Here is a 24,421-nt window from a genome sequence, read left to right as displayed (position 1 = left end):
GCACCGGTTCAAGCGGTGCGGCGGATGATCAAGACGTGGTCGGTGACCTCGGCGGTGCGCCCATCTGGGCCGGTCGCGATCCGGCGGGGCGCGGCGGCCCGCTCGACCGTCCACGTCGCCGGGTCCAGGGCGCTGTCCGCGGCGACCTCCTGCGGGGTCGGGTAGCGGACGTCGGGATCCTGGTTCCACGACCACGGAGCGGTCGATCCATGGTCGACGACCAGCAGCCGCCCGCCCGGCCGCAGAGCGTGCGCGGCCGCACGCAGGACGGTCGCCCTGTCCAGGTCGAGGGGAGTGTGCAGGTAGTGGGCGCAGATAAGGTCGAACGCGCCGTGCGGGAAGGACTCGCGCAGGTCGTGCCGCTCGGCAACGATCCGGTCGTCCAGGCCGTGCGAGGCGGCAAGGTCGGTGAGGCGCTCGATCGCCACGGACGAGACGTCGACGGCGGTGACGTGCCACCCCTGGCGGGCGAGCCACAGCGCGTCGCCACCCGCGCCGCATCCAAGGTCCAGCACATCGCCGGGCGGCAGGCCCGCGACCGTCTCGGTGAGTCGCACGTTCGGCCGCGGATCGGTGGCTGCCGGTCGGGCCGCGTAGACGCCGTCCCAGAACGTGACCGCGTTGGTGATGTTCATCGGGGCTCCTTCTGTCGGGGCACGCGGCTGAAGTCTTGCCCGGCTTGCCATGATCCGGCACGGCATCTTGCCGTTCTGGCAAGGTGGCGCAGTGCACCGCGAATCGGAAGATGTGCTCGACTCCTTAGGGCCTCGGCTGCGCGCGCCACGCCGCGAACGCGCCTATCACGTCGCCGCGCCCGGCCACTCATGCGTACGGGTTCGCATGCGGCCAGGTCCTCATCGCTCGCCTTCACCACGTCGGCGAACGCCACCCACTCGGCGAACCGCCGGAGACAGGCCGCGCGGCCGGTGACCAGGCACGGCCGCACGTTCGGGTCGAGGGACACGAGCCGCCGGCCCGCCACTCGGCGAATCAGGCGGGGACGCGGCAGTTGCCGCAGCCGGCCTGCATCCATACCCGCGGCCCGTCGCCGCGCAGGCGGATACGGCCGGGCTCACCGCAGGCTTCGCAGGTGTGCTCCACGACTCCGCTGGAGAAGTCGAGGATGCGCTTGGCGATATCGGTGTCCGCCGTACTCAGGTCCAGCAGGACCGCGACGTGGTTGATGAGGTGCTCGGCGACCTCCCGACCGTGGGGCGTACACCGCCGACCATGGTCGTGGGCTTTCCTCCGGGGTCCAGCCGCGCCCCTCGGCCGTAGGCCAGGGCGAGCGCCCACAAGGTGATGGACGCGAGCGGAACCCGCGGCCTGATTCGCAGAGCAGCGTGTTCACCTCGAAGCGAGCGCGTGCCGGCGGGCCGGGCGTGTGATCAGGGACAGTTCCAGCGCGGTGGTGACCGCCTCGGTCCGGTTTCTCGCCTCGAGTTTGCGCAGGATGTTGCCGACGTGTGTGGCCACCGTGGCCGGGCTGATGTGCAGTGAGCTGCCGATCGCCGCGTTGGACATCCCCTCGGACATCAGCGTGAGGATGCACTCCTCCCGCTCGGTGATGAGGTCAGTACGCGGTAATCCGGCCGTCAGGACGTCCGCCAGACGACGGTCCATGCGCCGCAGCACCCGTGGAGAGATGAACAGGTCGCAGGAGGCCGCGGCATGCATCGCGGCCGCCGTGTCGAAGACGCTGTCGTCGGGCAGGACGACAGCGGACGCGCCGTTCGCCAGGGCATCCGCCACCTGCGGCTCCGTACCCTCGCACACCGCGACGAGCGGGCCCGGCTGGGACGGTTCGTCGCGGCCCGGGAGCAGCGTCCGCCATTGCTCGGCTTCCTTGCCCGCCATCCGGGCGAGCCAGATGTCGACGCTGGCCGATTCGAGCCTCGTCACCGCGTCCGCCACGGTCCCACCGCGCACCACGATGTCGATCTGGAACCGGTCGAGCGCCAGTCCCAGGAGATAGGACACATGTTTGCTGTCGTTCGTGACCAACCCTACGGACAACACGCTCCGACCACCTCGCTTCTCGGGGCCCGATCCACAGCACAACGACTACCGCGGGCTCTGTTCCCCCCCCGGGGACCTTCCCCAACTCGAGCTCCCACGTCCGTTGTACAGCCAGTCGCACGCCATGGAGATGACCGAACAAGCGAAATTCTTGACCGAATAAGCCCGCTTCCGCGAGGGCGGCCCGGGCGCGGCAGACATGATCTCGCTCCCCGCGCCGCTTCCCGTATTTCCCCCGGTCAACACAAACGCGTCACTCCGCGCCCTTGCCGCCCCTGACGCATGCCCTTGCGACCCTCGGCCCGTGCCCTTTCGGGCATCACATCGCGGACCTACGAACCAAACCCACTCTTTCTCGTCTGAGGAACGACGAAACGATGTGAAGCGACGAAAGCGGAAAAGCGATGAGAGGCGACCGGCCGTGGCAATTCGAGGCCGGGGGTCGGTGAGCCGGCAGTGGCACAGCCGCGCCGAGGGCGAGGTGCGCCGCCGCGAAGACCGTCATCCCGATATCGCTCAGTGCTATCAGCGCCGACTCGTGGGAACCCCCGGTTCTTTGCTTCGGGGAAGACCGGAGCGGGCACGAAGACCTTTCCTCAACGATCCCCGAGCTCTCAGCAATGGCGACGGATGCGATGGTCGGAGCATTCCGTTCACCTGGCACCACAGGGCCACCAGGAATCCGGCGTCGGTGGCCGCGATGACGCACGCCATATCCGAACCATGACATTCCCGGGAAAACGCGATCGCGGTGTTGCGGGTGCAGGGCACCCGCCACACCGCGAACTGAGGAAACGTCAGATCCGGACGGGCAGTTCGTGGAACTGGGACGCGAAGAGAGTGCGCGGGTCGTCGCCCTTCGCGTGACCGGGGGACTCCACGATGAGGAACTGCACCTGCCGTGCGTCCGCCGGGTGCCGGCACTGATGCGTGACGAAGTTCAGCATCGAGAGATACGGGATGGTGAGCTGGATGTATTCGATCCGCTTCTCCTCCAGCACGACCTGGGCGAGTTCGGCGACCGCGTCGGGGAGCAGCTTCTCGACCCGCCGCCCCGGGTGCCACAGCATGTGGCGCAGCGACCGCGGCGAGATGAGCGGATGCTCCGACCACTGGGTCATGCTGCCGTCGTCGAGCTTCTCGCGCGTCAGGAGGTGGATATCGGTCTTGCCGGGGTTGGGCGCGAAGAACGTGGTGACGGGAACCGCGGTGTTGATCGGGTCGATCTTGATCATGAACTGCGGTGTCTTCCGGAACTGCTTCGCGACGGTGAGCCCCAGCCACGACGTGAGCACCCCGTACAGGCCGTAGCGGACGAGGGAGCGCGGAAGCCGCGCGACGGCGGTCGATGCTGTCTGGCTCATGGGCGACAGGGCCTCCTTGCGGGAGTCGTCGAGGCGGAACGTTCGGGATGGTCTGCCCGGGGCGTGTCACGCATGGGCGGCCGCACTGAGGTGGGCAGATGCCCATTCGATCGACGCGACGACGCGGCCCGTGTGCGGCTTCGACAGGACGACCGTGTCGTGACCGGCCTGGTCCACCACGTCGTGGCGCGAGACGTCCGACAGCTGGGCGAGTTCCTGCTGGAGCTCGAGGTGGACGGGGTCATTGTGCGCCGTCTCGCCCGCCGTCAGCACGGCGACGGGGGTGGAGGGCGACCGCGGAAGCAGCGCGGCGTCCGCGGACCAGGACCGCTGCATCTGGTTCAGTTCCCGGCTCGCGGTCCCCCAGATGCGGGGCTGCGCCATGCAGGCCCGCGTCGCCGGCACCAGCTCGCCGGGCAGGATCCCCATCTTGTCGGCGCTGCGGGCGCCGGGCAGCAGCCCGACCGAGGCCTGGAGGCGGGCGGCGATCATCCGCTGCTTAATCCAGGGCAGGGACTCCCGCTGGTGCAGCGAGCGGCGGAACTGCTCCGGGTGCGTGGCGTCGAGGAACACCAGACCGCCGGTCAGCTCCGGGTTGCGCCGGGCGAAGGAGCGGATGAGCAGCCCACCGATCGAATGACCGACCAGGACGTACGGTGGCTTCAGCCCGAGCTCGGTGAGGAGCGCGAGCAGATGCTCGCTCACCGCCTGGGCGTCCTGGGGCTCACGGGCGGTGGCGCTCCAGCCGGTGCCGGAACGGTCATAGGCCAGGTACGGTGTGTCCGGCCCGAGGCTGTTGAGCACCCAGCCCCACTCCGTGGACGGCGAGGCCAGGCCGTTCTCGAACACGACGGTCGGTCCGTTGCCCTTCGGGCCGCTGGTCAGCACGTGCGTGTCCCGGCCCCGTACACGGATCAGCTCGCCGGGCGCCGAACGGCGCAGCCGCTGCCGCCGCTTGGCCGTCGCGTAGTACGCGGCGCCCGCCGCGACGACGATCCCGGCCCCCGCCGCCACGACCGAGCGTTTCGAGGCGGCCTTGCGCAGCAGGCCCGCCACGTCCCCGGCCGCCTCCGCCGCGGTGGGCAGCGCCTTGGCGGCGGACGCCGGGGCGGCGCTCGTGCGCGCCGGGGGCGTCTTCCCCAGGTTTCGCGCGACGTGCTGAAGTGCGGGGTAGGTGGAGCAGTACGACCAGACGAAGCGGTTGAGCCCCATGAAGTGCGCGTTGCTGAGGTGGAACACGGCGCCGGAGGCGAGGATTCCGCGCGCTATCGGCCTCGGGGCCACCAGCACCAGCGGGAACGCCATCTCCCCGAGGATCGTCGTCCAGGCGACCGTCTTGGCCAGCCACGGGCGGTCGCGGACGGCCTCGTAGAACTTGAGGTCGCCGAACATGTTGGTGCGGAAGATGTCCGGGATGGCGGTACCGTCACGCCAGACCGGGGAGATCAACTTCGCTGCCCCGGAGGTGAAGTAGGCCACGCACACCTGGGCGGCGAGGAATCGCACGAGGGTCTCGCGGGCTCGTTCATCGCCGCCGAACATCTTCTCCAGGGCGGATACGGCGTAGCTGACGAACGCCAGGTGGTCGGAACCGTCGAGCCCGTACCCGCCCATGCGGGTGTGCAGCCCGTGCGCGGTGACGCACATCGTGGACGCATACGCGCCGCGCTGAGCGCGGCTCGCTCCCGGCAGCACAAGGCCGACGCCGGCGAGAGCCCGTGCCCCCACCACCCCGAGGACGTTCGGGTAGCCGAAGATCTTGTCGAGGCGCTCCTGGCCGAGCCGCCGCCACCACATCGGTGAGCGCAGGCGCATCACCGGCCAGCCGAACAGGCCCTTGTCGGAGTAGTTGTGGGGCACCGTCAGTTGTTCGAGTGACCCGATCGCCGCGCCTACCGACGTGAACATCTCGACCTTGCGGAGCACGGTGTCGATGTCGTCCTGGCCGCCGCAGACCTGGTCGACGAGGCCACGTACGAAGGTGGCGGGTGAGGCAGCCGGCCGTTCCATGCGCAGTTTCCCTTCGGGAGAGCCCTTGTGGCGCTTTGAGGCGGAATGTTTCTCTGGAGAGATAAGGGGACGACCCGCGCGCTCCAGCGCTCCCGGAGGATCCTCGTCCGGTCTGGGAGCGCCGGAGATCATCGCAGCGTCAGGCCATGCCCGGGTGCCGGCTGGTCAGCGCGTCCACGGAGAGGCCGGCAGCCGTGCCCGAGGTGGGCATGGAAGCGTCCTGGTCGTGGAAGCCCAGGGCCTGGGCGAAACCGGTCCCGGCGCCGATGGCGCATCCGGCGGCGCCTGCGACCGTCAGCGCCACCAGCGGGGTGAACAGGACCGGGATGGTCTTGTCCTGAGGGGCGATGTAGTGGGTGTCGTGCGCGGTGGCGTTCTCGTGCGCCCACTGCGCGATCGGGGATTCCTGGACGGACTGGATCAGAGTCATGGTGGACTCCCTTTCGTTCGGGTTGCCACGAGACTGGCCCCACAGCACGCCGCGTGGCGTCGTCCGATCTGACCGTTGTGGGACCGGAAAGAGCCGCCAACCAAGGATTGACATCGGGTGCGGCGAGGGGTAATTGACGCTCTCTCACTGGCGGCGGTAGCCGGGCCGCAGTCCCGCCTCCCAGCGGTTGTCAATCCTCAGCTCCGCTCTTCTTGGGGGCCGGATCATCCTGTGATCGCAGGAGGCGCGGCGATGCTCTTCACGCCTAGCCTTCCTGGGTCGTCACTCAGGGAGTCGAAAGATGACCGACATGGCCGAGGTAACAGAGTCGACAGATCCGGATGTGGGTCGCGATCCGAGTCCACAGCCGGATCCGGGGCCTGGGCCTGATCCCGGGAACGAGCCCGCTCTGCGCGCGGCGACCGCATCGCTGGTGTTCGGCTTCGCGCTGTCCCAGGTCAGCGGCACGGTCGCCCGTCTGGGCGTGCTCGATGCCTTCGACGGAACGGTCAAGTCCGCCGAGGACCTGGCCCGCTCCACCGGTACCGATGCCCGCGCCCTCCGCCGGCTGCTGCGGGCCGCCGCGTCGCTCGGCCTGTTCGCCGTCCGCGACGATGGCCGCTTCGAGTTGGCCCCGCTCGGCCGGGCGCTCGGCGACGGCGAGGCGGTGCGGCGGCTGACCGCCCTCTACGGCGCCCCGTCCGTCTGGCGTGCCTACGGCGCGCTGGAGGATGCCGTACGGACCGGGAAGCCCGCCTTTGAATGCGCAAACGGTGTCGGGCTGTTCGACGCGCTCGAATACGACGGCGGGTTGGCGGACATCATGCACGGCGCCATGGCGCCGGTGACCGCGGCGCAGGTGCCCGCGATCGTGGCGGCGTACGACTTCGGCGGCCTGCGGCAGCTCGTCGATGTCGGCGGCGGGGACGGGGCGCTGCTCGCCGCTGTCCTCGCGGCCCACCCCGGCGTGCGGGGCACGCTGGTGGAGCGGTCGGCGGCCCTGCGGGCGGCGCCCGCGGTGCTGCGCGAGGCCGGGGTGGAGGACCGCTGCACCCTCGTCGAGGGCGACTTCTTCGTCTCCGTACCGCCCGGTGGTGACGCGTACCTGCTGAAGAACATCCTGCACAACTGGGACGACGCCGCGTGCGTGCGGCTCCTGCGCCGTTGCCGCGACGCGGCGGAGCCGCCGGGAAGGGTCCTGGTGCCCACGCTGGTGCTGCCCGAGGAGAAGGACTTCAGCGGGCTGCCGGAGGCTCAGGTGATGGCGCTCAGCGATATCGAGATGATGGTGCTGACGGACGGCAGGGAGCGGACGCTCGCCGAGTACGGGCGCCTCTTCGCCGACGCCGGTCTGGAGCTGGGCCGGGCCGTGCCGCTGCCCGGCCTGCCGCACCACTTCATGCTGGAGGCGCACCCGTCGGGTGCGAGTGTCGATGCGGGGGTTGCGTGATGCTGCTGTACGACGGCGACTGCGGATTCTGCACGAGGTCCGTCGCGCTGATCCGGCAGCGCTTCTCGCCCGAGGTGGAGATGGTGCCCTGGCAGTCGGTCGACCTCTCCCGATACGGCCTGTCCGAGGAACGCCTCCAGCGCGAGGTGGTCTTCGTCGACAACGCCCACGGCGCCCCGGGCGACCGGCGCCCCGGTGGAGCCACGGCGCTCGCGCTCACCCTCGCCCGGGGCAACCGCGCGGGCAGGGTCCTCGGCCGTGCGCTCGCGGCGCCGCCGGTGCGCCCGCTAGCGGCCGGGTGCTACCGGCTGGTCGCCAGGAACCGCTACCGGATGCCGGGATCGTCGACGGCGTGCGCCGTCGGCCCAGCGGCGCCACCCCGCCGGGACGCCTCGTGATCCGGAGCACCGCATGCGCCGGAACGGAGGGGGCGTGCCGGGCGGAGCGGGGGGCGGATCAGGGGCACCGGGTCATTCGGGACGCCTGTCACGCACTCTCGGCCATCCCCCCGATCGGTGGCCAGACTGAAGAAGCTCAGTGAGCGGGGCGGGGCAGTACAGCAAGGGCTGTCCCGGCTATATCGGTCAGCGTCTCCTCGCTGGCTCCGGCCTTGCCCAGCGCTTCAATGGCGCGCAGTACGGCGAGCACCAGCGCGGCCAGCTTTCCCGGATCCGCGTCCGCGGCGATATCGCCATTGCGCTGACAGGCTGCGATGTCGCCCTCCAGTAGCGCCTGCAGGGCCTCGATGGCCGCGCGCGCCCGCTTGGCCACCGTCTCGTCGTGTTCGGCCAGCTCGGCGGCGCCCTTGGCCAACAGACATCCGCGGTGGGCGGTGTCTGCGGCAGTCGCCGCCGCCACCGCGTACACGTGGCGGACAGCCGCGCGTAGGCGGTGGCGTCGTCGCCGCCCAGCTGCCGGCTCACCGCATCGACGACGCAGGCGCAGTAATCGTCGAACACGCGGTGGAACAGTTCCTGCTTTCCGCCGAACGCGCCGTACAGGCTGCCTTTGCCGAGCCCCGTTGCCTCGGCAATGTCTTCCATTCGCGTGGCGGCGTACCCACCCGACCAGAACCGCTCCCGGGCAGTGTCCAGTACCTGCTGCTCGTCGAACTTCCTGGGTCGTGCCATGGGGACAGCCTACCCATTCTTGACTGGTTCGTCCATAACGGTTTAACGTTATGGACGAACCAGTCAAGAATTGAGGAGTGGGCGCGTTATGACGGAAGTACTCGCAGGCAAGGTGGCGGTGGTCACCGGAGCCGGAGCGATGCGGATCCATCCGGCCGTCTCGGACGGCCGAACCTTGATCCGCCGCGCCGGAAAAGCGATCTACTTCCGGTCTGTGGCGTACAGCCCGGACGGGCGGTGGGTGGCCATCGGCAGCAATGATGGGCTGGTAAGGATCTGGGGCGCCGAGGGCGGCCACCGCCCTTTACGGGTGCTGCGCGGCCACCGGGGAATGGTGTGGTCGGCGGTGTTCAGCCCAGACGGCCGACGCCTGGCGAGCGCCGCCGACGACGGCACCGTACGGATCTGGGACCTGGTGGGCGACGACAACCCGGTGGTGCTCCGCGGCCATCAGGGCTTCGTGTGGTCCGTGGCTTTCAGCCCGGACGGGGAGTGGGTAGCTGCCTCGGGCAAGGACGGCACAATCCGTCTGTGGCGTACAAGTGTCGGCGGCGAACCGGTCACCTTCGGAGACTTCGGTACCTCTGTCGAGGGCATCGCCTTCCTGCCCGGCGACGGGCGCCTGGTCACCACGCACGGAGACGGCACCATCAGGCTCTGGCGCTGCGACGCCTGCGCGCCGGTCGACCGGCTGATCACGGGGGAGGACTGATCCGGTTCTCCGGGGCGGGCCCTAGCCGAGCCGGTACGGGCATGCCACCGCTCCCTGATCTTCGGACCGCCGCCGTCGCTGAACCAGGCGGTGCTCGGTACATGGTGCACGAGGGCGTGCCGGGGAGGACAGGATGGTGACGAGAGCCGGCGGTGATCAGGTGCCGCCAGCTCCTGGGGTGGTGTCAGGAGGCGGCGCGGGTGCGCGGCAGCTCCCGGGTGCGGCCGAGCCTGCCCAGCCAGTGGGCGGAGTGCTTCGGTGTGCGGGCAAAGGTCTCCGGTCCGACGGCAATGAGCCCGAAGGCGGGCCGGTAGGAGCCCCACTCGTAGTAGTCCAGTCCGCTCCAGGCCAGATAGCCGCGGACGTCGATGCCGTCTTTCAGGGCCGCGGCGACCTCGCCAAGCGGACCAGTGCAGTAGTCGATCCGGCGGATGTCGTCGCCGGTCGCGATTCCGTTCTCAGTGACGATGAGCGGGACGTCGCAGAGCAACTCGGCAGTGTGGCGCAGTGCGTGCCCCACGGCGGTGGGGTAGTACTCCCACCCCGTCAGGGTGCGCTCGGCGTCCTCGGCGGCCGGGACCGGACCGTCGGGACCGATCCCGGTACGAGTGCAGGACTGGACGCCGATCCAGTCTCCGGGGCTAGTAGTGAGACAGCACCCACGATTCGTTGGCCTGGCTCTTGTGCCAGGCGCGGAGGATGGGGCCGTACACCTCGACTCGCTTCTCAGCGTGAAGGTCATCCGAGTAGGACCCGTCCGTGTACTGCACCCTGAGCCAAGCGTGGCCCGCGCAACTCCCTGTGTCCTTCTGCGTCCACGCGTGGTCGTCGAAGCTCGAGACGCCGCCTGAATAGTGGCAGCCGCTGCGGTCCTTGCTGTAGAAGCCGGGGTGCGCAGTGGCGGGCTGGGCTGCCAGCAAACCGCTGACCCCCAGGAGGGACAGCACGGCAGCGGACCTGACAGCGAGTTTCACCCTTGTCATGTGACTGACTTCCTTTCCAAGCTGATGCTCAGGGGCGAACGGTTGTCGAGCGTGGAGGCGAGGGGTTCGAGCAGCAGACCCAGCGACCCGAGCTGCAGAGCCGTCCCCGCGGGCAGCGCGCCGCCGTCCGGGAGAGCAGCGAGGTGTTCAGGGCGCAGGCCGCGGTCGGCGGTGCCGTTCGCGTGGAAGGAGTAGGCGGCCGACCGGTCCTCGCGCAGATGCACGGTGGCGAGAGTGGTGGGGTCGGACGGCAGGCAGCGCATGGGTGAGCCGGGTGCCGGATGCCGCGAGGTGCGCGCGCAGGAGATCGCCGAAGTGTCCGTCGGAGATGCGCGCGAGCAGTGCCGTGGGGACTCGGAGTCGGCCGAGACCGGCGGCGACGTTGCGGCAGGAGCCGCCCGGGCGCGGCTGGAAGGCCGCGGCGCCATCGGCCGTGCGGGCGGGGGTGAGGTCCACCAGCGCGTCTCCGACGACGACGGCAGGCTGGTCTGCGGGTTCCGGTCTGGCGCTCATGCGGGTTCCTCGGGGACGGCGGCGGCAAGGTCGAGGGCTGGGGCTGGGCTGTTCGGTGGACTCCCGTAGCCCTTCAGAGGCTGCTTGACGATAAGTCCGAAGAGATTTTCTCGCAAGATGTGTTAACAACGGGGCGGTCTCCTGCTAATAATTCGGCCATCGAAACGCGCCCGACTCCCCAGGGACGCATCTCCACCCCTCCGCCCTCCCCGCCGAGCCTCAGTCGAGGTCCCGGCGAACCCGCACGAGAGGTCCCCCCGTCACATGGCATCGACCAGATACGCCCTCATAGCCGGCGCCGCCGCCACCGCCCTGCTCGCCACCGCCTGTTCCGGAGCCGGAACCGGCGGGTCCTCGGGCGGAGGGAAGAGCATCAACGTCCTGATGGTCGGCAACCCGCAGATGGAGGACATCGCGAAGCTGACCAAGGACAACTTCACCAAGGACACCGGGATCAAGGTCAACTTCACGATCCTTCCCGAGAACGAGCTGCGCGACAAAGTCACCCAGGACATCGCCACCCAGGCCGGCCAGTACGACGTCGCCACCATCGGTGCCTACGAGGTGCCCATCTGGGAGAAGAACGGCTGGCTGCACGACCTGGGCTCCTACGCCGACAAGGACAAGAGCTTCGACAAGGCCGACCTGCTCAAGCCGATGGTCCAGTCGCTCACCGGCTCGGACGGCAAGCTCTACGCCCTGCCGTTCTACGGCGAGTCCTCGATGCTCATGTACAACAAGGACGTCATGAAGGCGAAGGGCATCACGGTGCCCGAGCGGCCGACCTGGCAGCAGGTCGCCGACATCGCGGCCGAGGTCGACGGCGCCGAGCCCGGCATGAAGGGCATCTGCCTGCGCGGTCTGGCGGGCTGGGGCGAGCTGGGTGCGCCGCTGACGTCCATGGTCAACACCTTCGGCGGCACCTGGTTCACCAAGGACTGGAAGGCGCAGGTCAACAGCGGCGGCTTCAAGGAGGCCACGAAGTTCTACGTCGACCTGGTCCGCGAGCACGGTGAGGCCGGCGCCCCGCAGGCCGGGTTCACCGAGTGCCTGAACGCGCTCAGCCAGAAGAAGGTCGCCATGTGGTACGACGCGACCAGCGCGGCCGGGTCACTGGAGGACCCCGCCTCCAGCAAGATCGCCGGCAACGTCGGCTACGCCTACGCGCCGACCGTCAAGACGGACAGCAGCGGCTGGCTGTGGGCCTGGTCGTGGGCCATGCCCAAGACCACGAAGAACGCCGACGCCGCCTCGCAGTTCATGCTGTGGGCCTCCAGCAAGAAGTACGAGAACCTCGTCGGCGAGAAGCTCGGCTGGGCGCGTGTCCCGGCCGGCAAGCGGGCCAGCACGTACGAGATCCCTCAGTACAAGAAGGCCGCCGCCTCTTTCGGTGACATCACCCTGAAGTCCATCGAGGGCGCCGACCCGGCCAACCCGGGCGTCCAGCCCCGGCCGACCGTGGGCATCCAGTACGTGGCCATCCCCGAGTTCCAGGACCTGGGCACCAAGGTGACCCAGGAGATCTCCGCCGCGATCGCCGGCAAGACCAGCGTGGACAAGGCGCTCAACGACGGCCAGAAGCTGGCCGAGGACGTCGCCAAGACCTACCAGAAGTGACCTTCAGCGCCCGGCCGGCCTCAGCGTCGGCCGGGCGCCGCTCCCGCGGCCCCGGCCTTCACCGGCAGAGGAACCATTCATGACCACGCTCACCGCACCCCCCAAGACAGCATCCCCTCCCTCCCGTACCCGGAAGTCCTCGGGCGCGGCGGCCAAGTGGAAGCGCCGCATCCCGCTGCTGCCCGCGCTGATCTTCACCATCGTCATCACGCAGCTGCCCTTCGTGGCCACGTTGATCATCTCCACCTTCCAGTGGAACATCCTCAGGCCGGGCGACCGGCACTTCGTCGGTCTGTCCAACTTCTCGTTCGTCTTCACCGACGAGCGGCTGCGCACGGCCGTACTCAACACCGTCGTGCTCACCGCGTCGGTGGTGATCATCAGTGTGATCCTCGGACTCGGGCTGGCGATGCTCCTCGACCGGCGGTTCGCCGGCCGCGGGCTGGCGCGCACCCTGCTCATCGCACCGTTCCTGGTCATGCCGGTCGCGGCAGCGCTGCTGTGGAAGCACGCCATCTACAACCCCGACTACGGCCTGCTCAACGGCATCCTCAACGCCGTATACAGGTTCTTCGGAGCGGACAACGGCCCCACGGTCGACTGGATCTCCTCCTACCCGATGCCCGCCGTCATGGTGTCGCTGGTCTGGCAGTGGACCCCGTTCATGATGCTGATCCTTCTGGCCGGCCTCCAGGCACAGCCCGGCGACGTCCTGGAGGCGGCCCGCATGGACGGAGCCTCCGCGCTGCAGACCTTCCGCCACATCACGCTGCCGCACCTGCGCCAGTACATCGAGCTGGGCGTCCTGCTCGGCACGATCTACGTCGTGCAGACCTTCGACGCGGTCTTCACCATCACCCAGGGCGGCCCCGGTTCCCAGACCACCAACCTGCCCTACGAGATCTACCTGACCATGTTCCGCAAGTACGAGTACGGCGAGGCAGCCGCCGCAGGTGTCGTCGTAGTCCTCGGCGCGTTCGTCATCGCGACCTTCGCGCTGCGCACCATCGCGTCGCTGTTCCGCGAGGAGACATCCCGATGACCCACGCCGCAGTCGCCGCCCCAGGGGCCAGGTTGAAAAAGCTCCTCCGTGGCAAGGACGACCCCAACTCCCCGCGCCTGTCACCGCTGTGGACCTTCGTCGCCTGGCTCGCAACGCTGGCGTTCTTCGCGCCGGTGGCCTGGATGGTCCTCACCTCCTTCCACCAGGAGGCCGACGCGGCCACCAACCCGCCCACCCCCTTCGCCGCCGTCACCTTCGACCAGTACAAGCTGCTGTTCAGCCGGGACATCACCCCCTTCCTCCTCAACTCGGCCATGGCCAGCATCCTTTCGACGCTGCTCGTGCTCGCCCTGGCGGTACCGGCGGCCTACGCGCTGTCCATCAAGCCGGTCGAGAAGTGGACCGACGTGATGTTCTTCTTCCTGTCCACCAAGTTCCTCCCGGCCATCGCCGCCCTGCTGCCGGTGTACCTGATCGTCAAGGACGCCGGGATGCTGGACAACGTGTGGACGCTGGTCATCCTCTACACCGCCATGAACCTGCCGATCGCGGTATGGATGATGCGCTCGTTCCTCGCCGAGGTCCCCAAGGAGATCCTGGAGGCGGCCGAGGTCGACGGCGCGGGCCTGCTCACCGTGTTGTGGCGGGTCGTCGCGCCGGTCGCCATGCCCGGACTCGCCGCCACCTCGCTGATCTGCTTCATCTTCAGCTGGAACGAGTTCATGTTCGCCGTGAACCTCACCGCCACCCAGGCGTCCACCGCGCCGGTGTTCCTGGTCGGGTTCATCACCAACGAGGGCCTGTTCCTGGCCCGGCTGTGTGCGGCGGCCACGCTGGTCTCGCTGCCTGTCCTCATCGCCGGTTTCGCCGCCCAGGACAAGCTCGTCCGCGGCCTCTCCCTGGGAGCCGTGAAGTGAAGGCAGCCGTCATCACCCAGCCGGGCAGCGTCGAGATCACCACGGTCGACGACCCCGCTCCCGGCCCGCGCGAGGTCGTCGTCGAGGTCGCGGCCACCGGGCTGTGCGGCACCGATCTGCACATCCTCCAGGGGGAGTTCGCCCCGAAGCTGCCCATCATCCCCGGCCACGAATTCGCCGGGGAGGTCGTGGACCTCGGCAGCGAGGTCACCGCACTCGCGATCGGCGACCAGGTCGCCGTAGACCCGTCGCTGTACTGCTTCGAGTGCCACTACTGCCGCCTCGGCCACAACAACCTCTGCGACCGCTGGGCCGCCATCGGCGTCACCCACCCGGGCGCAGCCGCCGAGTACGCCGTGGCGCCCGTCGCCAACTGCATACGACTGCCTGACCACATGGACGTTGAGGACGCGGCCCTGATCGAGCCGCTGTCCTGCGCGGTGCGCGGCTACGACGTCCTGCGCAGCCGCCTCGCCTCCCGGGTGCTCGTCTACGGCGCCGGAACCATGGGCCTGATGATGCTCGAGCTCGCCAAGGTCACCGGCGCCGCGAGCGTCGATGTCGTCGACATCAACGCCGAACGCCTGGCCACGGCAGGGCAGTTGGGCTGCTCCGCCGGTGCCGCGTCGGCCGATGAGCTCGACCGGCCGCCCTACGGCTGGGATCTGGTCGTCGACGCCACCGGCAACGCGAAAGCCATCCAGGACGCCCTGGGCCGGGTGGGTAAAGGGGGTACGTACCTGCAGTTCGGAGTCGCCGACTACGCCGCCCGGGCCACCATCGAGCCGTACCGGATCTACAACCAGGAGATCACGATCACCGGCTCCATGGCCGTGCTGCACAGCTTCGAACGCGCCGCGGACCTCTTCGCCACCGGTGTCATCGACCCGCGCGTCTTCATCAGTGACCGCCTTCCCCTGGCGGCGTTCCCGGACGCGATCGCCCGCTTCAAGGCGGGCATCGGCCGCAAGATCCAGATCCAGCCCGGCCTCGCCTCCGCGTGAACGCCCGAACCGAACGGAACCCCCCCATGACCGAGCAGATTCGCCGCGTTCTCGTCCGCTCCCTCGACGACATCACCATCGAGCACGTGCCCGCCCCCGTGCCTGGGGACGACGAACTCCTGGTGCGCACCACGGTCGTCGGCGTGTGCGGCTCCGACACCCATGCGGCGGCCGGCCACCATCCCTTCATCGACCTGCCCTACCGCCCCGGTCATGAGGCGGTAGGCGTCGTCGCCGCCGCAGGGAAGGGCGCCGAGGACTTCACACCGGGCGACCGGGTGCTCATCGAGCCCAACCTGTACTGCGGCCGCTGCCCGCAATGCCTCTCGGGCCGCTACAACATCTGCCAGGAACTGAAGGTCTTCGGCTGCCAGACGCCCGGCGCCATGACCGACCTGTTCACCATCCCGGCCGACCGCGTCCACCGCGTCCCCGACGGCATGACCGACATCGAGGCCGCCCTCGTCGAGCCCCTGTCCACCCCGGTGCACGCCGTGGCGAAGGCCGGTGACCTCACCGGACGCACGGTTGTCGTGCTCGGCGCCGGCCCCATCGGCCTGCTCACCCTCCTCGCCGCCCGGCACGCGGGCGCCGCCCGGATCGCCGTCACCGACCTGCTGGACGGCAAGCGGACGAGGGCGCTGCGCCTCGGCGCCGACACGGCCCTGCCCGCCGACGCCCCCGACCTGGTCGAGCAGGTCCACGCGGCGCTCGGCGGCCCGGTCGACGTCGTCTTCGACTGCGTGACCCGGGAGCAGTCCATGGCGCAGGCGATCGACCTGGTGGCCAAGGGCGGCCGGATCATCGTGGTGGGCGTGGGCGCCGCCGGCCCGACCCCGATCCGTCTGGACCTGATCCAGGACCGCGAGATCCACATCGAGGGCACCCTGATGTACACCGCGGCGGACTACCGCACCGCCCTGTCCCTGATCGCCTCGGGCGCCGTCGACACCGCCGAGATCGTCACCGCCACCTATCCGCTGGCGGACGCTGCCAAGGCTTTCGCCGCGTCCGTCGACCCCGAGCAGGTCAAGGTGCTGGTCACGGTGGACGGTCCGTAGGTCCGGGGCCGGACGGGCCCCACCGGCCCATGTGGGAAACTGCGAGACCGGAACCATCGGGAAGGAGGGGCGCTGTGACCGCCCGTGCGCGACTGTCGCAGGCCGCCGTCGAGGATCGGCGCCAGGCCGTGCTGCGGTATGTCGCCGAACATGGCGAAACCCGCATCGACGACCTCGCCCGGCATTTCGACGTCAGCCTGATGACGATGCACCGGGACCTGGACGACCTCGCCGGGCGCCATCTGCTGCGCAAGGAACGCGGGCGGGCCGTCGCCTTCCCCGCCCTCACCATGGAGACGGCCACCCGCTTCCGTGAGAACAGCGCCCTCGCGGCCAAGAACGCGCTGTGCGCGGCCGTCGTGGCCCGGATCAGGCCGGGCAGTACGGTGCTGATGGACGACTCGACGACCCTGTTCCCCCTGGTGCCCGCGCTGGCCCGGCTGGACCAGCTGCACGTGGTGACCAACTCCGTCGGCCTCGCGCAACGCCTCGGGTCCGCGCCCGGCGTGAGCGTCACGCTGCTGGGCGGCCACTACCGCGGCGACTTCAACTCCTGCACCGGTCCCACGGTCACGCGCGCCCTGTCCAAGATCCGGGCCGACCTCGCCCTGATGTCCGCCACCGCAGTCCTGGAAGGCCGGCTCTTCCACCCGCTGAACGACTACGTCGAGGTGAAGCTGGCCATGCTCGCCTCCGCCGAACGGGCGCTGCTCCTGGCGGACCACTCGAAGTTCGGCAAGACCGCCACGTACGCCTACGGCACCGTGGCCGACTACCACTCCGTCATCACCGATTCCGCCACCCCCGACACGGAACTCGCGGCCATACGCGACCTCGGAGTCCGCGTCGAGACGGTCGAACCCGAAGAGCCCTCCCCGTGATCCGCACCCTGTTCGAAACACCGAGCGCCTACCGCCCCGGCGACGCCGACATGGCCGCGCCCGTGCCCCCGGTCCAAGCCGTCCTCTTCGACTTCAGCAACACCATCTTCCAAATGATCGACCTGGAGACCTGGCTGCGCCGGGTCGGCGCCGCATCCGGCCGCCTCGCCCTGCTGGACGCCCCCGGTGCGGTGGCCGAGATCTCCGACCAGTTGCGCACCGCGTTCCGGCTGCCCTCCGTCGTCGCTCTCCAGGAAGGCCGGGACCTCTCCGCCGAGCAGCACCGCCGCGCGATGTGGGGCTGGTGGCAGCAGGTGGACTTTCTGCGCGGCGCGGAGGAGGCGGCGTACCGGGAACTCACCGCTCGCGACGCATGGTTCCCCTATCCCGACACCGAACCGGTCCTGCGCACCCTGCGCGAACGCGGACTGCGCATCGCCGTCGTCAGCGACTTCGCCTGGGACCTGCGAACCCACCTCGCCCACCACGGGCTGGACGCCTTGATCGACACCTGCGTCATCTCCTACGAGCAGGGCCGCGAAAAGCCCGACCCGCAACTGTTCCTCAAAGCCTGCGCCGACCTCGGCGCCGACCCCCGCGCAACCCTCATGGTCGGCGACAACCCGATCCGCGACGGCGGCGCGGCAGCCTGCGGCCTGCGCACCTACATCCTGCCTGCGGAACACCGCACCGGTGAGCGCGGCCTGGCGGACGTGCTGCGGCTCGCGACCTGACAGTCGTGACCTGACAGTCGTGGGCTGACAGTAGTGGGCTGCGGAGACGGGAGGCCTCCGCGGAACGGATTCATCACACATGGGGCCGGGAAACCTGCCGCTCGTCGCCGGCGCCCTCCGCGGCGAAGGGGATCCATTGGCGGTGCCACCATGGCCCGTACTCGCCTTCGGGATCGCCGTGCGCTCGGCGGGGGCGTCAGCTCGGCGAAAGTGCGCGGTGCGCGGCGCGTTCTCCGTGAGCCACGTCTCGATGCGGGTCCAGGACTCAGGCATCGAGGAAGTCATGCGGCGGATCCTGCCAGTCCTCACTGACGTACTCGGCTGTCACCACGTGCTCATGCTGGCGGCGCCGGTTCCCTCCTCCAGCCGGGAGCGGGCGCCGGCCCGATGCGCTCCAGGGTGCGGTCGAGCCGGCGGGTGAAGCGTGCGTAGGGGCTGGTCAACTGCGTGAACGGCGCCCCCGGTCCCAGGTCGGACCGGGGGCGCCGCTGTGTGGAGGGGCCTGCTAACCGCAGGGGATTACGTAGCGGACGGGGTTCCAGTCGCCGTGGGCGTCCGAGCTGTACGCCCGCGGCGTCTTGTAGACCATGGTGCCGCTGGGGTTGTACATCCGGGCCCGGCGGCTCTCCAGGTCGCGGGTCTGGTCGTTGACCCAGGAACCGCCACTGCCCCAGGTGGACACGTAGTACCGCGTATCGCACTGGCGCATCTTGATGATGGTCCCGGCGAAGTTGTCGCGCTGGTAGGCACAGAAGTTCCCAGACACCCCCGGAACGTCCAGGCACGGGTCGGCGGCGATGCGCGTTCCGTTGCCCGAGGCGAAGTCGCGCGGGCGGGCCTCGCCCGGCAGGGCGACGAGCACCTCGCCCTTGTCCTTGAGGTCGATCTTGTTGAGCGCGACCTGGGTCCCGCCCATCTTCTTCAGGTAGCGGTCCACGTCTGCCTGCAGCGCCGTGGTCTGCGCACTGGTCAGGTGCCCGGACTCGGCCTGCTGGGCGAAGCGCGAGGCCGCCGGCGCCCCCGATTCTGCCTCGGCAGTGCCCACGCCCGTGACGAGCATGAGCAACCCGCTTGCCGCTGCGATGGCGACGCGACCCTTCGTGCCTGCCATGTTTTTCCCCCTGCCTTTTCGCGGTTCTCCGCTGAAGCCGCCGCCCTTCGCGGCGCCTCAGGAGGTTCCCATCGGGGGAAAGCCACTTCGTCCACCCTGGAGTTGAGCCGGGGTAAACCGTCGCGGTAAGCGCTACGAATGACGGCGGTTTCGGCCAAGAGAGCCGTCGAGGATCACCGTCCGCTGCGCCACCACCCGCTCCCGCCGCGCCCCGTTCGGTGCCGACGGGTGGCCAGTTTCGCAGCGCCGCGTCGGCCACCTGCTGGAGTTCGGAGCGGGTGGCGCCGCCGGCAGCCTGGACGGCAATGCCGTTCGACACAGTCATGACGTATCGGGCGAGCAGGTCGGGGTCCGCGCCGGGGGGAGGGGGAAAAGATCACTCTCGTCGACGGCCCGCTGGAACCGGTGGCGGAGTGAGCACGGCCGTCGTCGCGCTAGGCGATCAGCGCATCCTGGGCGCCCGGCCGGGGTCGCCGGCGGCCGGCGAGCCCTGCACGCCCAGGCACCCGGCGGGGCAGCCGGGGCGGGTGGTCGTGCTGACGGAGCCGGCGAGGAACGCCGTGGCCACCTTCCGGGCGCTCGGCTTCTCCAGTGCGCGGGCCGCATAGGCGGCGGGGCCTCCGGTGTAGCGCTCCAGGGCCTTGCGGAACAGCTCCTCCTTGTTGCCGAAGGCCGCGTACATGCTCTTACGGGTGACGCCCATGGCGCGGGTCGGGTCGGTCAGCTCGGTCAGGCTGGCGCCTACATAGCCCTGCTCCGAGAAGACCGTCATCGCCCGCTCCAGGGCCTCGCTGGCGTCGAAGCCTCTCGGTCGGCCGATCGGCGCATTCCGGGTGATCTCCACGGCCCCGCCCTACCCTCTCGGTACCGATCGGTGCAGAAGTGCTACGGTTCCATTCTGCACCGATCGGTATCTAAGTTTCGGGAGTTCAAGCAATGGGACAGCTGGAAGGCAAGACCGCCGTCGTCACCGGCGGCAGCACAGGAATCGGCCTGGCCACCGCCGCGCGGCTGGCGTCCGAGGGCGCCCATGTGTTCATCACCGGCCGGCGCAAGGACGCGCTCGACAGGGCCATCGAGTCGATCGGTTCCGCGGTCACCGCGGTGCCGGGCGACATATCCGAGCCGACCGACCTGGACCGGCTGTACGACGCGATCCGTGACCGCGGCCGAGGCCTGGACGTGCTCTTCGCCAATGCGGGCATGGCCACGCTCGCACCGTTGGCGCAGGCCACCGGGGAACAGTTCGACCAGATCTTCGGCGTCAACGTCCGGGGCACACTGCTCACCGTGCAGAAGGCGCTGCCGCTGCTCAACGACGGCGCTTCGGTGATCTTCAACGATTCCATCCGCGCCGACGACGGCCGGGACGCCTTCGGCCTGTACGCGGCGTCGAAGGCCGCGATCCGGTCCCTCGCGAGGACCTGGGCCAACGAGCTGAAAGGCAGGGACATCCGGGTCAACACGGTCGCGCCGGGCGCGATCGACACCCCCGGAGTCGACATAGCCATCGGCGAGGAGAACGCGGCCGCCGTCAAGGCGGAACTCGCGGCGGGAGTGCCGATCGGCCGGATGGGACGCCCGGAGGAGGTCGCCGCCGCGGTGGCCTTCCTCGCCTCCGCAGACAGCAGCTTCATGCTCGGCACCACCCTGCACGTCAACGGCGGCGAGAACCAGTTCTGACCCCGCCACGCGGAGTCCCGACCTGTCGCGGGCGAGTCGTCGCCCGCGGCATTCCGCCTGGCCGACACGAGCATCCGCACAGCACGCCCAGACTGGCAGCTGCCGGGCATGTGCCAACGCGTCCTCGGCGGCCAGGAACCTGCCGCCGTCCGAGAACGAGTCCGCGGTGACGTTGACGATCCCGACCAGCAAGGGTCGATCTGTGTCCACGGGCGAGGAATTCAGGTGCCGAACCTTGGTGGGCGCCTCCAGGGTTTCCTTCTCGATCCCAAGAAGCCCAGGCGCGCGGCACGACGTCGGTGCGACGAGGCCGCTCCCCGATGGTTACGCCCTTCCCGACACGCCAGTCACGGCCTGCTCCCACCCTATCCGGGGCGCTGCGCCGACTCCTGCTCCGCTTCCTCCTTCAGCTCCTGCTTCTTCGAGGCGCGCAGGCTCGTCACGGTCGTCACGGCGAGCACCAGGACGATGAAGCCGAGCGAGAACGGGATGGATATCTCGGGCACGTGGACGCCGGACTCGTGCAGCGCGTGCAGCACGAGCTTGACGCCGATGAAACCGAGGATGATCGACAGGCCGTAGCTCAGGTGGACCAGCCTCTTGAGCAGGCCGCCGATGAGGAAGTACAGCTGGCGCAGGCCCATCAGCGCGAAGGCGTTGGCGGTGAAGACGATGTACGGGTCCTCGGTCAGACCGTAGATCGCGGGGATCGAGTCCAGCGCGAACAGCACGTCCGTGGAGCCGATCGCCAGCATGACGACCATCATCGGGGTCATCACACGCTTGCCGTTCTCCACGATGAACAGCTTGGTGCCGTGGTAGCGGTCGGCGACGCCGAACCGCTTCTCCGCGGCCTTGAGCAGCTTGTTCTCCTCGTACTCCTCGTCGTGCTGGTCGTGGCGGGCGTCCTGGACGAGCTTCCAGGCGGTCCAGATCAGGAACGCGCCGAAGAGGTAGAAGACCCAGGAGAAGGTCGAGATGATCGCCGCGCCGGCCGCGATGAAGATCGTACGCAGCACCAGCGCCACCAGGACGCCGACCATCAGTACCCGCTGCTGGTACTGGGACGGCACCGAGAACTTCGCCATGATCAGGACGAAGACGAAGAGATTGTCGACGCTGAGCGACTTCTCGGTGATGAATCCCGCGAAGAACTCACCGGCCGGCTGACCGCCGCCGAACGCCGCCAGACCGAGCCCGAAGGACATGGCCAGGGCGATCCACACGGCTGACCAGATGCCGGCCTCTTTGATGGACACCTCGTGCGGCTTGCGTCCGATGAAGAAATCCACGGCGATGAGTGCACACAGGGCTGCGATGGTCAGCACCCAGGTACTGAAAGTTACGTCCACTGTTCCTCCGGAGACCGATGTGAGAATCATTCTCATCAGCAGGGCGTTTTTGCAACGCCCTGCCCATCCTTTGGAACGGGTGGCGAAATCGCTGTGACCTGGCCCTCCTTGTTCCCGCTCTTGCGGTCAGCCGCCGATTCTCGCCGCGATGACCGGTGCGAGGCGGTCGGCGATCGCGCGGTGACCCTGGTCGTTGGGATGCACCGAGTCCGTGAGGTCGCCCGAGCCCAGCCAGCCCGTCGTATCGACGAAGGAGGCCCGGGAGTCGCCGCCGTCGACGGCCGCCTTCACGGCCGCCTCGGTCTGCGGGACGAACCGTCCGCGAAAGGTCTCCAGCGCCAAGATCCACGCCTGCGGACAGGCGGCACGGACCTTGCGCAGCAGGCTGCCGTACGCCGACTGACCGCGCAGTCCGGTGCACCCGGACTGAGTGACGAGGCAGTAGCTGGCGCGGGCGATCCGGGTGTGCCGCATGCCCAGCCGCTCGCCGGTCTTCCGGGCGTACGAGTCGAGTGCCAGCCGGTCGGTGAGGGCGCCGGCGGTGATGGAGTCCCCGACGAACTCGATCAGCCCGGAGGGCATGGCCGGACTGACCGTGCGCGCACCGGAGTCCAGGACCAGGCCCTGGAAGACGGTGTCGCCGGAGCGGTAGGAGATCCGCAGCGTGTGGGTGCCGGGCAGTGGCTGGGGCGTGAGGTCGACCGTTCCGCGTACGCCCGCATGCAGGTAGGTGCCGGCCCAGTTGGGGGTGGCGGCGGTGCCTGAACCGGTGTCCCAGCGGCCGACGTAGGCGATGTCGGGTCGCCTGCCGGGTGACCTGCTCGCCATAGAAAGCGCTGTCATACCTCTCGACAAGCCCTGAGGCCGCGCCCCATCCTTCAGCAGACGCGTGGCATGAGCGCGACAGGGAGGGGCTTTCCCATGATCAGACGCAGGGCACTACTGGCTGCGGCGGGCGGTACGTTTCTCGGCAGTGCCCTGGCGACGGGCACCGCACGGGCAGACGCGACCATCGCGGTCAACCCCGGTACGACGTACGGGCGTTGGGACGGCTGGGGCACATCCCTGGCCTGGTGGGCCAATGTCTTCGGGGCGCGCGACGACTTCGCCGACATCTTCTTCACCACCAAGTCCGTTGCCTACAACGGCAGAACGCTGCCGGGTCTGGGCCTGAACATCGCCCGCTACAACCTCGGCGCGTGCAGCTGGAACAGTGTGGGCGGCGAGAGCATGGTGGCCTCGCCCAACATCCCGCGCTTCAAGCAGATCGAGGGCTTCTGGCAGGACTGGAACAACGAGGATCCGGCCTCCTCCGCCTGGAAGTGGTCCGCGGACGCCGCCCAGCGCGCCGCGCTCGTCAAGGCGACCGGGCGGGGCGCGGTCAGCGAGCTGTTCGCCAACTCGCCCATGTGGTGGATGTGCCTCAACCACAATCCCTCGGGCGCATCCGGCGGCGGCAACAACCTCCAGTCCTGGAACCACCGCCAGCATGCCTCCCACCTGGCGGCCGTCGCCCTGTACGCGAAGAACAACTGGGGAGTGAACTTCGCGACGGTAGATCCCTTCAACGAGCCCTCGTCCGACTGGTGGACGGCCACCGGCACGCAGGAGGGCTGTCACATGGACGCCTCCGTCCAGTCGGCCGTCCTCCCGCTCCTGCGCAGCGAACTCGACAAGCGAGGCCTGACCGGCACGCGGATCTCCGCGTCCGACGAGACCAGCTACGACCTGGCGCGTACGACGTGGAACTCGTTCAGCTCGTCGACCAAGGCCTTGGTCGACCGCTTCAACGTGCACGGCTACCAGGGATCCGGCGGCCGTCGCGACCTCCTCTACACCGATGTCGTCACCACGGCGCGCAAGCAGCTGTGGAACTCCGAGTACGGCGACAAAGACGGCACCGGCCTCACCATGGCGAGCAACCTGTGCCTGGACTTCCGCTGGCTGCACCCCACGGCCTGGTGCTACTGGCAGGTCATGGACCCCTCCGCCGGCTGGGCGATGATCGCCTACGACGCGAGCACCCTCCAGGCCGGCGCCGTCCAGACCAAGTACTACGTGATGGCCCAGTTCAGCCGGCACATCCGCCCGGGGATGACGATCCTGGACACCGGCGTCGGCTACGCGGTGGCCGCCCTGGACACGGCGGCCCGACGCCTGGTCATCGTGGCCGTCAACACGGGCGCGGCCCAGACCCTCACGTTCGACCTCTCCCGTTTCGGCACGGTGACCGGCGGCACGGGCGGCCTGGTCCGCCGATGGAACACGGTCACCTCCGGGGGCGGCGACCTGTACACCGAACGCGCGGACACGTACCTCAGCGGCAAGCAACTGCGGGTGCCGTTCGGCGCGGGAGCGGTGCAGACGTTGCAGGTGGACGGCGTGGCGGTGTGAGGCGCTGCCGGGGGAGAGGCGAACGGAGTCACGCTGTCCGGACCCAGGACCGG

General features: G+C 69.3%; 23 protein-coding genes, 4 pseudogenes and 1 riboswitch. Of the genes and pseudogenes, 12 read left to right on the top strand and 15 right to left on the bottom strand.

Annotation, left to right across the window (positions count from 1 at the left end):
• Nucleotides 1-8 precede the first annotated feature (8 nt).
• From G5C60_RS02240 to G5C60_RS02215, 6 genes and pseudogenes are all read right to left on the bottom strand, one after another.
• Nucleotides 9-635, bottom strand: coding sequence for an SAM-dependent methyltransferase (locus G5C60_RS02240; protein ID WP_165254440.1), 627 nt, complete (start codon nt 633-635; stop codon nt 9-11).
• Between the two features lie 463 nt (nt 636-1,098).
• Nucleotides 1,099-1,206, bottom strand: a pseudogene (sepF, locus tag G5C60_RS53935) (cell division protein SepF); the annotation flags it as partial.
• A gap of 141 nt (nt 1,207-1,347) precedes the next feature.
• The gene (locus tag G5C60_RS02230) at nt 1,348-2,019 is read right to left on the bottom strand and encodes a response regulator transcription factor (RefSeq protein WP_338145655.1); all 672 of its coding nucleotides are present in this window, start codon (nt 2,017-2,019) and stop codon (nt 1,348-1,350) included.
• A gap of 797 nt (nt 2,020-2,816) precedes the next feature.
• Entirely contained in the window at nt 2,817-3,383 is a 567-nt protein-coding gene (locus G5C60_RS02225; RefSeq protein ID WP_165254438.1) for a hypothetical protein, read from the bottom strand.
• A gap of 66 nt (nt 3,384-3,449) precedes the next feature.
• On the bottom strand, nt 3,450-5,393 hold the full coding sequence (locus tag G5C60_RS02220) for an alpha/beta fold hydrolase (RefSeq protein ID WP_165254437.1): 1,944 nt from the start codon (nt 5,391-5,393) through the stop codon (nt 3,450-3,452).
• A 139-nt stretch (nt 5,394-5,532) separates the two neighbouring features.
• Nucleotides 5,533-5,823, bottom strand: coding sequence for a hypothetical protein (locus tag G5C60_RS02215; protein ID WP_165254436.1), 291 nt, complete (start codon nt 5,821-5,823; stop codon nt 5,533-5,535).
• Nucleotides 5,824-6,124: 301 nt separating this feature from the next.
• Between G5C60_RS02215 and G5C60_RS02210 the strand changes: the two genes are divergently transcribed.
• Nucleotides 6,125-7,273, top strand: a complete 1,149-nt coding sequence (locus G5C60_RS02210; RefSeq protein WP_241266428.1) for a methyltransferase — start codon at nt 6,125-6,127, stop codon at nt 7,271-7,273.
• Complete coding sequence (locus G5C60_RS02205; protein WP_206439006.1) at nt 7,273-7,671, top strand: thiol-disulfide oxidoreductase DCC family protein; 399 nt, start codon at nt 7,273-7,275, stop codon at nt 7,669-7,671. Before G5C60_RS02210 ends, G5C60_RS02205 begins: the two co-directional genes overlap by 1 nt.
• A 136-nt stretch (nt 7,672-7,807) precedes the next feature.
• Here the strand turns inward: G5C60_RS02205 and G5C60_RS53505 are convergent, their stop codons facing one another.
• Nucleotides 7,808-8,131, bottom strand: coding sequence for a TetR family transcriptional regulator C-terminal domain-containing protein (locus G5C60_RS53505; RefSeq protein WP_338145662.1), 324 nt, complete (start codon nt 8,129-8,131; stop codon nt 7,808-7,810).
• Between the two features lie 360 nt (nt 8,132-8,491).
• Here G5C60_RS53505 and G5C60_RS02195 point away from each other — a divergent pair, with 360 nt between their 5' ends.
• Nucleotides 8,492-9,115, top strand: a complete 624-nt coding sequence (locus G5C60_RS02195) for a WD40 repeat domain-containing protein (protein WP_165254434.1) — start codon at nt 8,492-8,494, stop codon at nt 9,113-9,115.
• Nucleotides 9,116-9,299: 184 nt separating this feature from the next.
• On the opposite strand, the pseudogene G5C60_RS02190 reads toward G5C60_RS02195, so the two are convergent.
• From G5C60_RS02190 to G5C60_RS02180, 3 genes and pseudogenes are all read right to left on the bottom strand, one after another.
• Nucleotides 9,300-9,749 (bottom strand): annotated as a pseudogene (locus tag G5C60_RS02190) (family 1 glycosylhydrolase); the annotation flags it as partial.
• A gap of 7 nt (nt 9,750-9,756) precedes the next feature.
• Nucleotides 9,757-10,098: a hypothetical protein gene (locus G5C60_RS02185; RefSeq protein ID WP_165254432.1), complete on the bottom strand. Its 342-nt coding sequence runs from the start codon at nt 10,096-10,098 to the stop codon at nt 9,757-9,759.
• On the bottom strand, nt 10,095-10,361 hold the full coding sequence (locus tag G5C60_RS02180) for a hypothetical protein (RefSeq protein WP_165254399.1): 267 nt from the start codon (nt 10,359-10,361) through the stop codon (nt 10,095-10,097). The genes G5C60_RS02185 and G5C60_RS02180 overlap by 4 nt, the downstream gene beginning before the upstream one ends.
• A gap of 514 nt (nt 10,362-10,875) precedes the next feature.
• On the opposite strand from G5C60_RS02180, the gene G5C60_RS02170 reads away from it, so the two are divergent.
• From G5C60_RS02170 to G5C60_RS02140, 7 genes are all read left to right on the top strand, one after another.
• The gene (locus tag G5C60_RS02170) at nt 10,876-12,228 is read left to right on the top strand and encodes an ABC transporter substrate-binding protein (RefSeq protein ID WP_165254430.1); all 1,353 of its coding nucleotides are present in this window, start codon (nt 10,876-10,878) and stop codon (nt 12,226-12,228) included.
• A gap of 79 nt (nt 12,229-12,307) precedes the next feature.
• Nucleotides 12,308-13,270, top strand: coding sequence for a carbohydrate ABC transporter permease (locus G5C60_RS02165; RefSeq protein ID WP_165254429.1), 963 nt, complete (start codon nt 12,308-12,310; stop codon nt 13,268-13,270).
• Entirely contained in the window at nt 13,267-14,148 is an 882-nt protein-coding gene (locus G5C60_RS02160; RefSeq protein WP_165254428.1) for a carbohydrate ABC transporter permease, read from the top strand. The genes G5C60_RS02165 and G5C60_RS02160 overlap by 4 nt, the downstream gene beginning before the upstream one ends.
• Complete coding sequence (locus G5C60_RS02155; RefSeq protein WP_165254427.1) at nt 14,145-15,152, top strand: alcohol dehydrogenase catalytic domain-containing protein; 1,008 nt, start codon at nt 14,145-14,147, stop codon at nt 15,150-15,152. The genes G5C60_RS02160 and G5C60_RS02155 overlap by 4 nt, the downstream gene beginning before the upstream one ends.
• A 26-nt stretch (nt 15,153-15,178) precedes the next feature.
• Complete coding sequence (locus G5C60_RS02150) at nt 15,179-16,213, top strand: zinc-dependent alcohol dehydrogenase (protein WP_165254426.1); 1,035 nt, start codon at nt 15,179-15,181, stop codon at nt 16,211-16,213.
• Nucleotides 16,214-16,287: 74 nt separating this feature from the next.
• On the top strand, nt 16,288-17,094 hold the full coding sequence (locus G5C60_RS02145; RefSeq protein ID WP_338145654.1) for a DeoR/GlpR family DNA-binding transcription regulator: 807 nt from the start codon (nt 16,288-16,290) through the stop codon (nt 17,092-17,094).
• Nucleotides 17,091-17,828, top strand: coding sequence for an HAD-IA family hydrolase (locus tag G5C60_RS02140; RefSeq protein ID WP_165254424.1), 738 nt, complete (start codon nt 17,091-17,093; stop codon nt 17,826-17,828). Before G5C60_RS02145 ends, G5C60_RS02140 begins: the two co-directional genes overlap by 4 nt.
• A gap of 505 nt (nt 17,829-18,333) precedes the next feature.
• Here the strand turns inward: G5C60_RS02140 and G5C60_RS51430 are convergent.
• Nucleotides 18,334-18,939, bottom strand: coding sequence for a hypothetical protein (locus G5C60_RS51430; RefSeq protein WP_241266427.1), 606 nt, complete (start codon nt 18,937-18,939; stop codon nt 18,334-18,336).
• A gap of 226 nt (nt 18,940-19,165) precedes the next feature.
• Nucleotides 19,166-19,711, bottom strand: a pseudogene (locus G5C60_RS53500) (TetR/AcrR family transcriptional regulator); the annotation flags it as partial.
• A 164-nt stretch (nt 19,712-19,875) separates the two neighbouring features.
• Between G5C60_RS53500 and G5C60_RS02130 the strand changes: the two are divergent.
• Entirely contained in the window at nt 19,876-20,622 is a 747-nt protein-coding gene (locus G5C60_RS02130; protein ID WP_165254423.1) for an SDR family NAD(P)-dependent oxidoreductase, read from the top strand.
• Nucleotides 20,623-20,718: 96 nt separating this feature from the next.
• Here the strand turns inward: G5C60_RS02130 and G5C60_RS53930 are convergent.
• The 3 genes and pseudogenes from G5C60_RS53930 to G5C60_RS02120 form a co-directional block, all read right to left on the bottom strand.
• Nucleotides 20,719-20,814 (bottom strand): annotated as a pseudogene (locus G5C60_RS53930) (dihydropteroate synthase); the annotation flags it as partial.
• Between the two features lie 76 nt (nt 20,815-20,890).
• A riboswitch (ZMP/ZTP riboswitch) is annotated at nt 20,891-20,983 on the bottom strand.
• 4 nt (nt 20,984-20,987) lie between these two features.
• Nucleotides 20,988-22,004 (bottom strand): TerC family protein, encoded by a 1,017-nt coding sequence (locus tag G5C60_RS02125; RefSeq protein WP_206439005.1) that lies wholly within the window; start codon nt 22,002-22,004, stop codon nt 20,988-20,990.
• A 96-nt stretch (nt 22,005-22,100) separates the two neighbouring features.
• Entirely contained in the window at nt 22,101-22,802 is a 702-nt protein-coding gene (locus tag G5C60_RS02120; protein ID WP_206439004.1) for an SGNH/GDSL hydrolase family protein, read from the bottom strand.
• 93 nt (nt 22,803-22,895) lie between these two features.
• On the opposite strand from G5C60_RS02120, the gene G5C60_RS02115 reads away from it, so the two are divergent.
• A complete protein-coding gene (locus tag G5C60_RS02115) occupies nt 22,896-24,368 on the top strand; it encodes a glycoside hydrolase (protein WP_165254421.1) in 1,473 nt (490 codons plus the stop codon).
• Nucleotides 24,369-24,421 lie beyond the last annotated feature (53 nt).

The organism is Streptomyces scabichelini (assembly GCF_011045015.1).
GTDB classification, from domain to species: Bacteria; Actinomycetota; Actinomycetes; order Streptomycetales; family Streptomycetaceae; genus Streptomyces; species Streptomyces scabichelini.
This window is presented reverse-complemented; position numbering and strand designations above follow the sequence as displayed.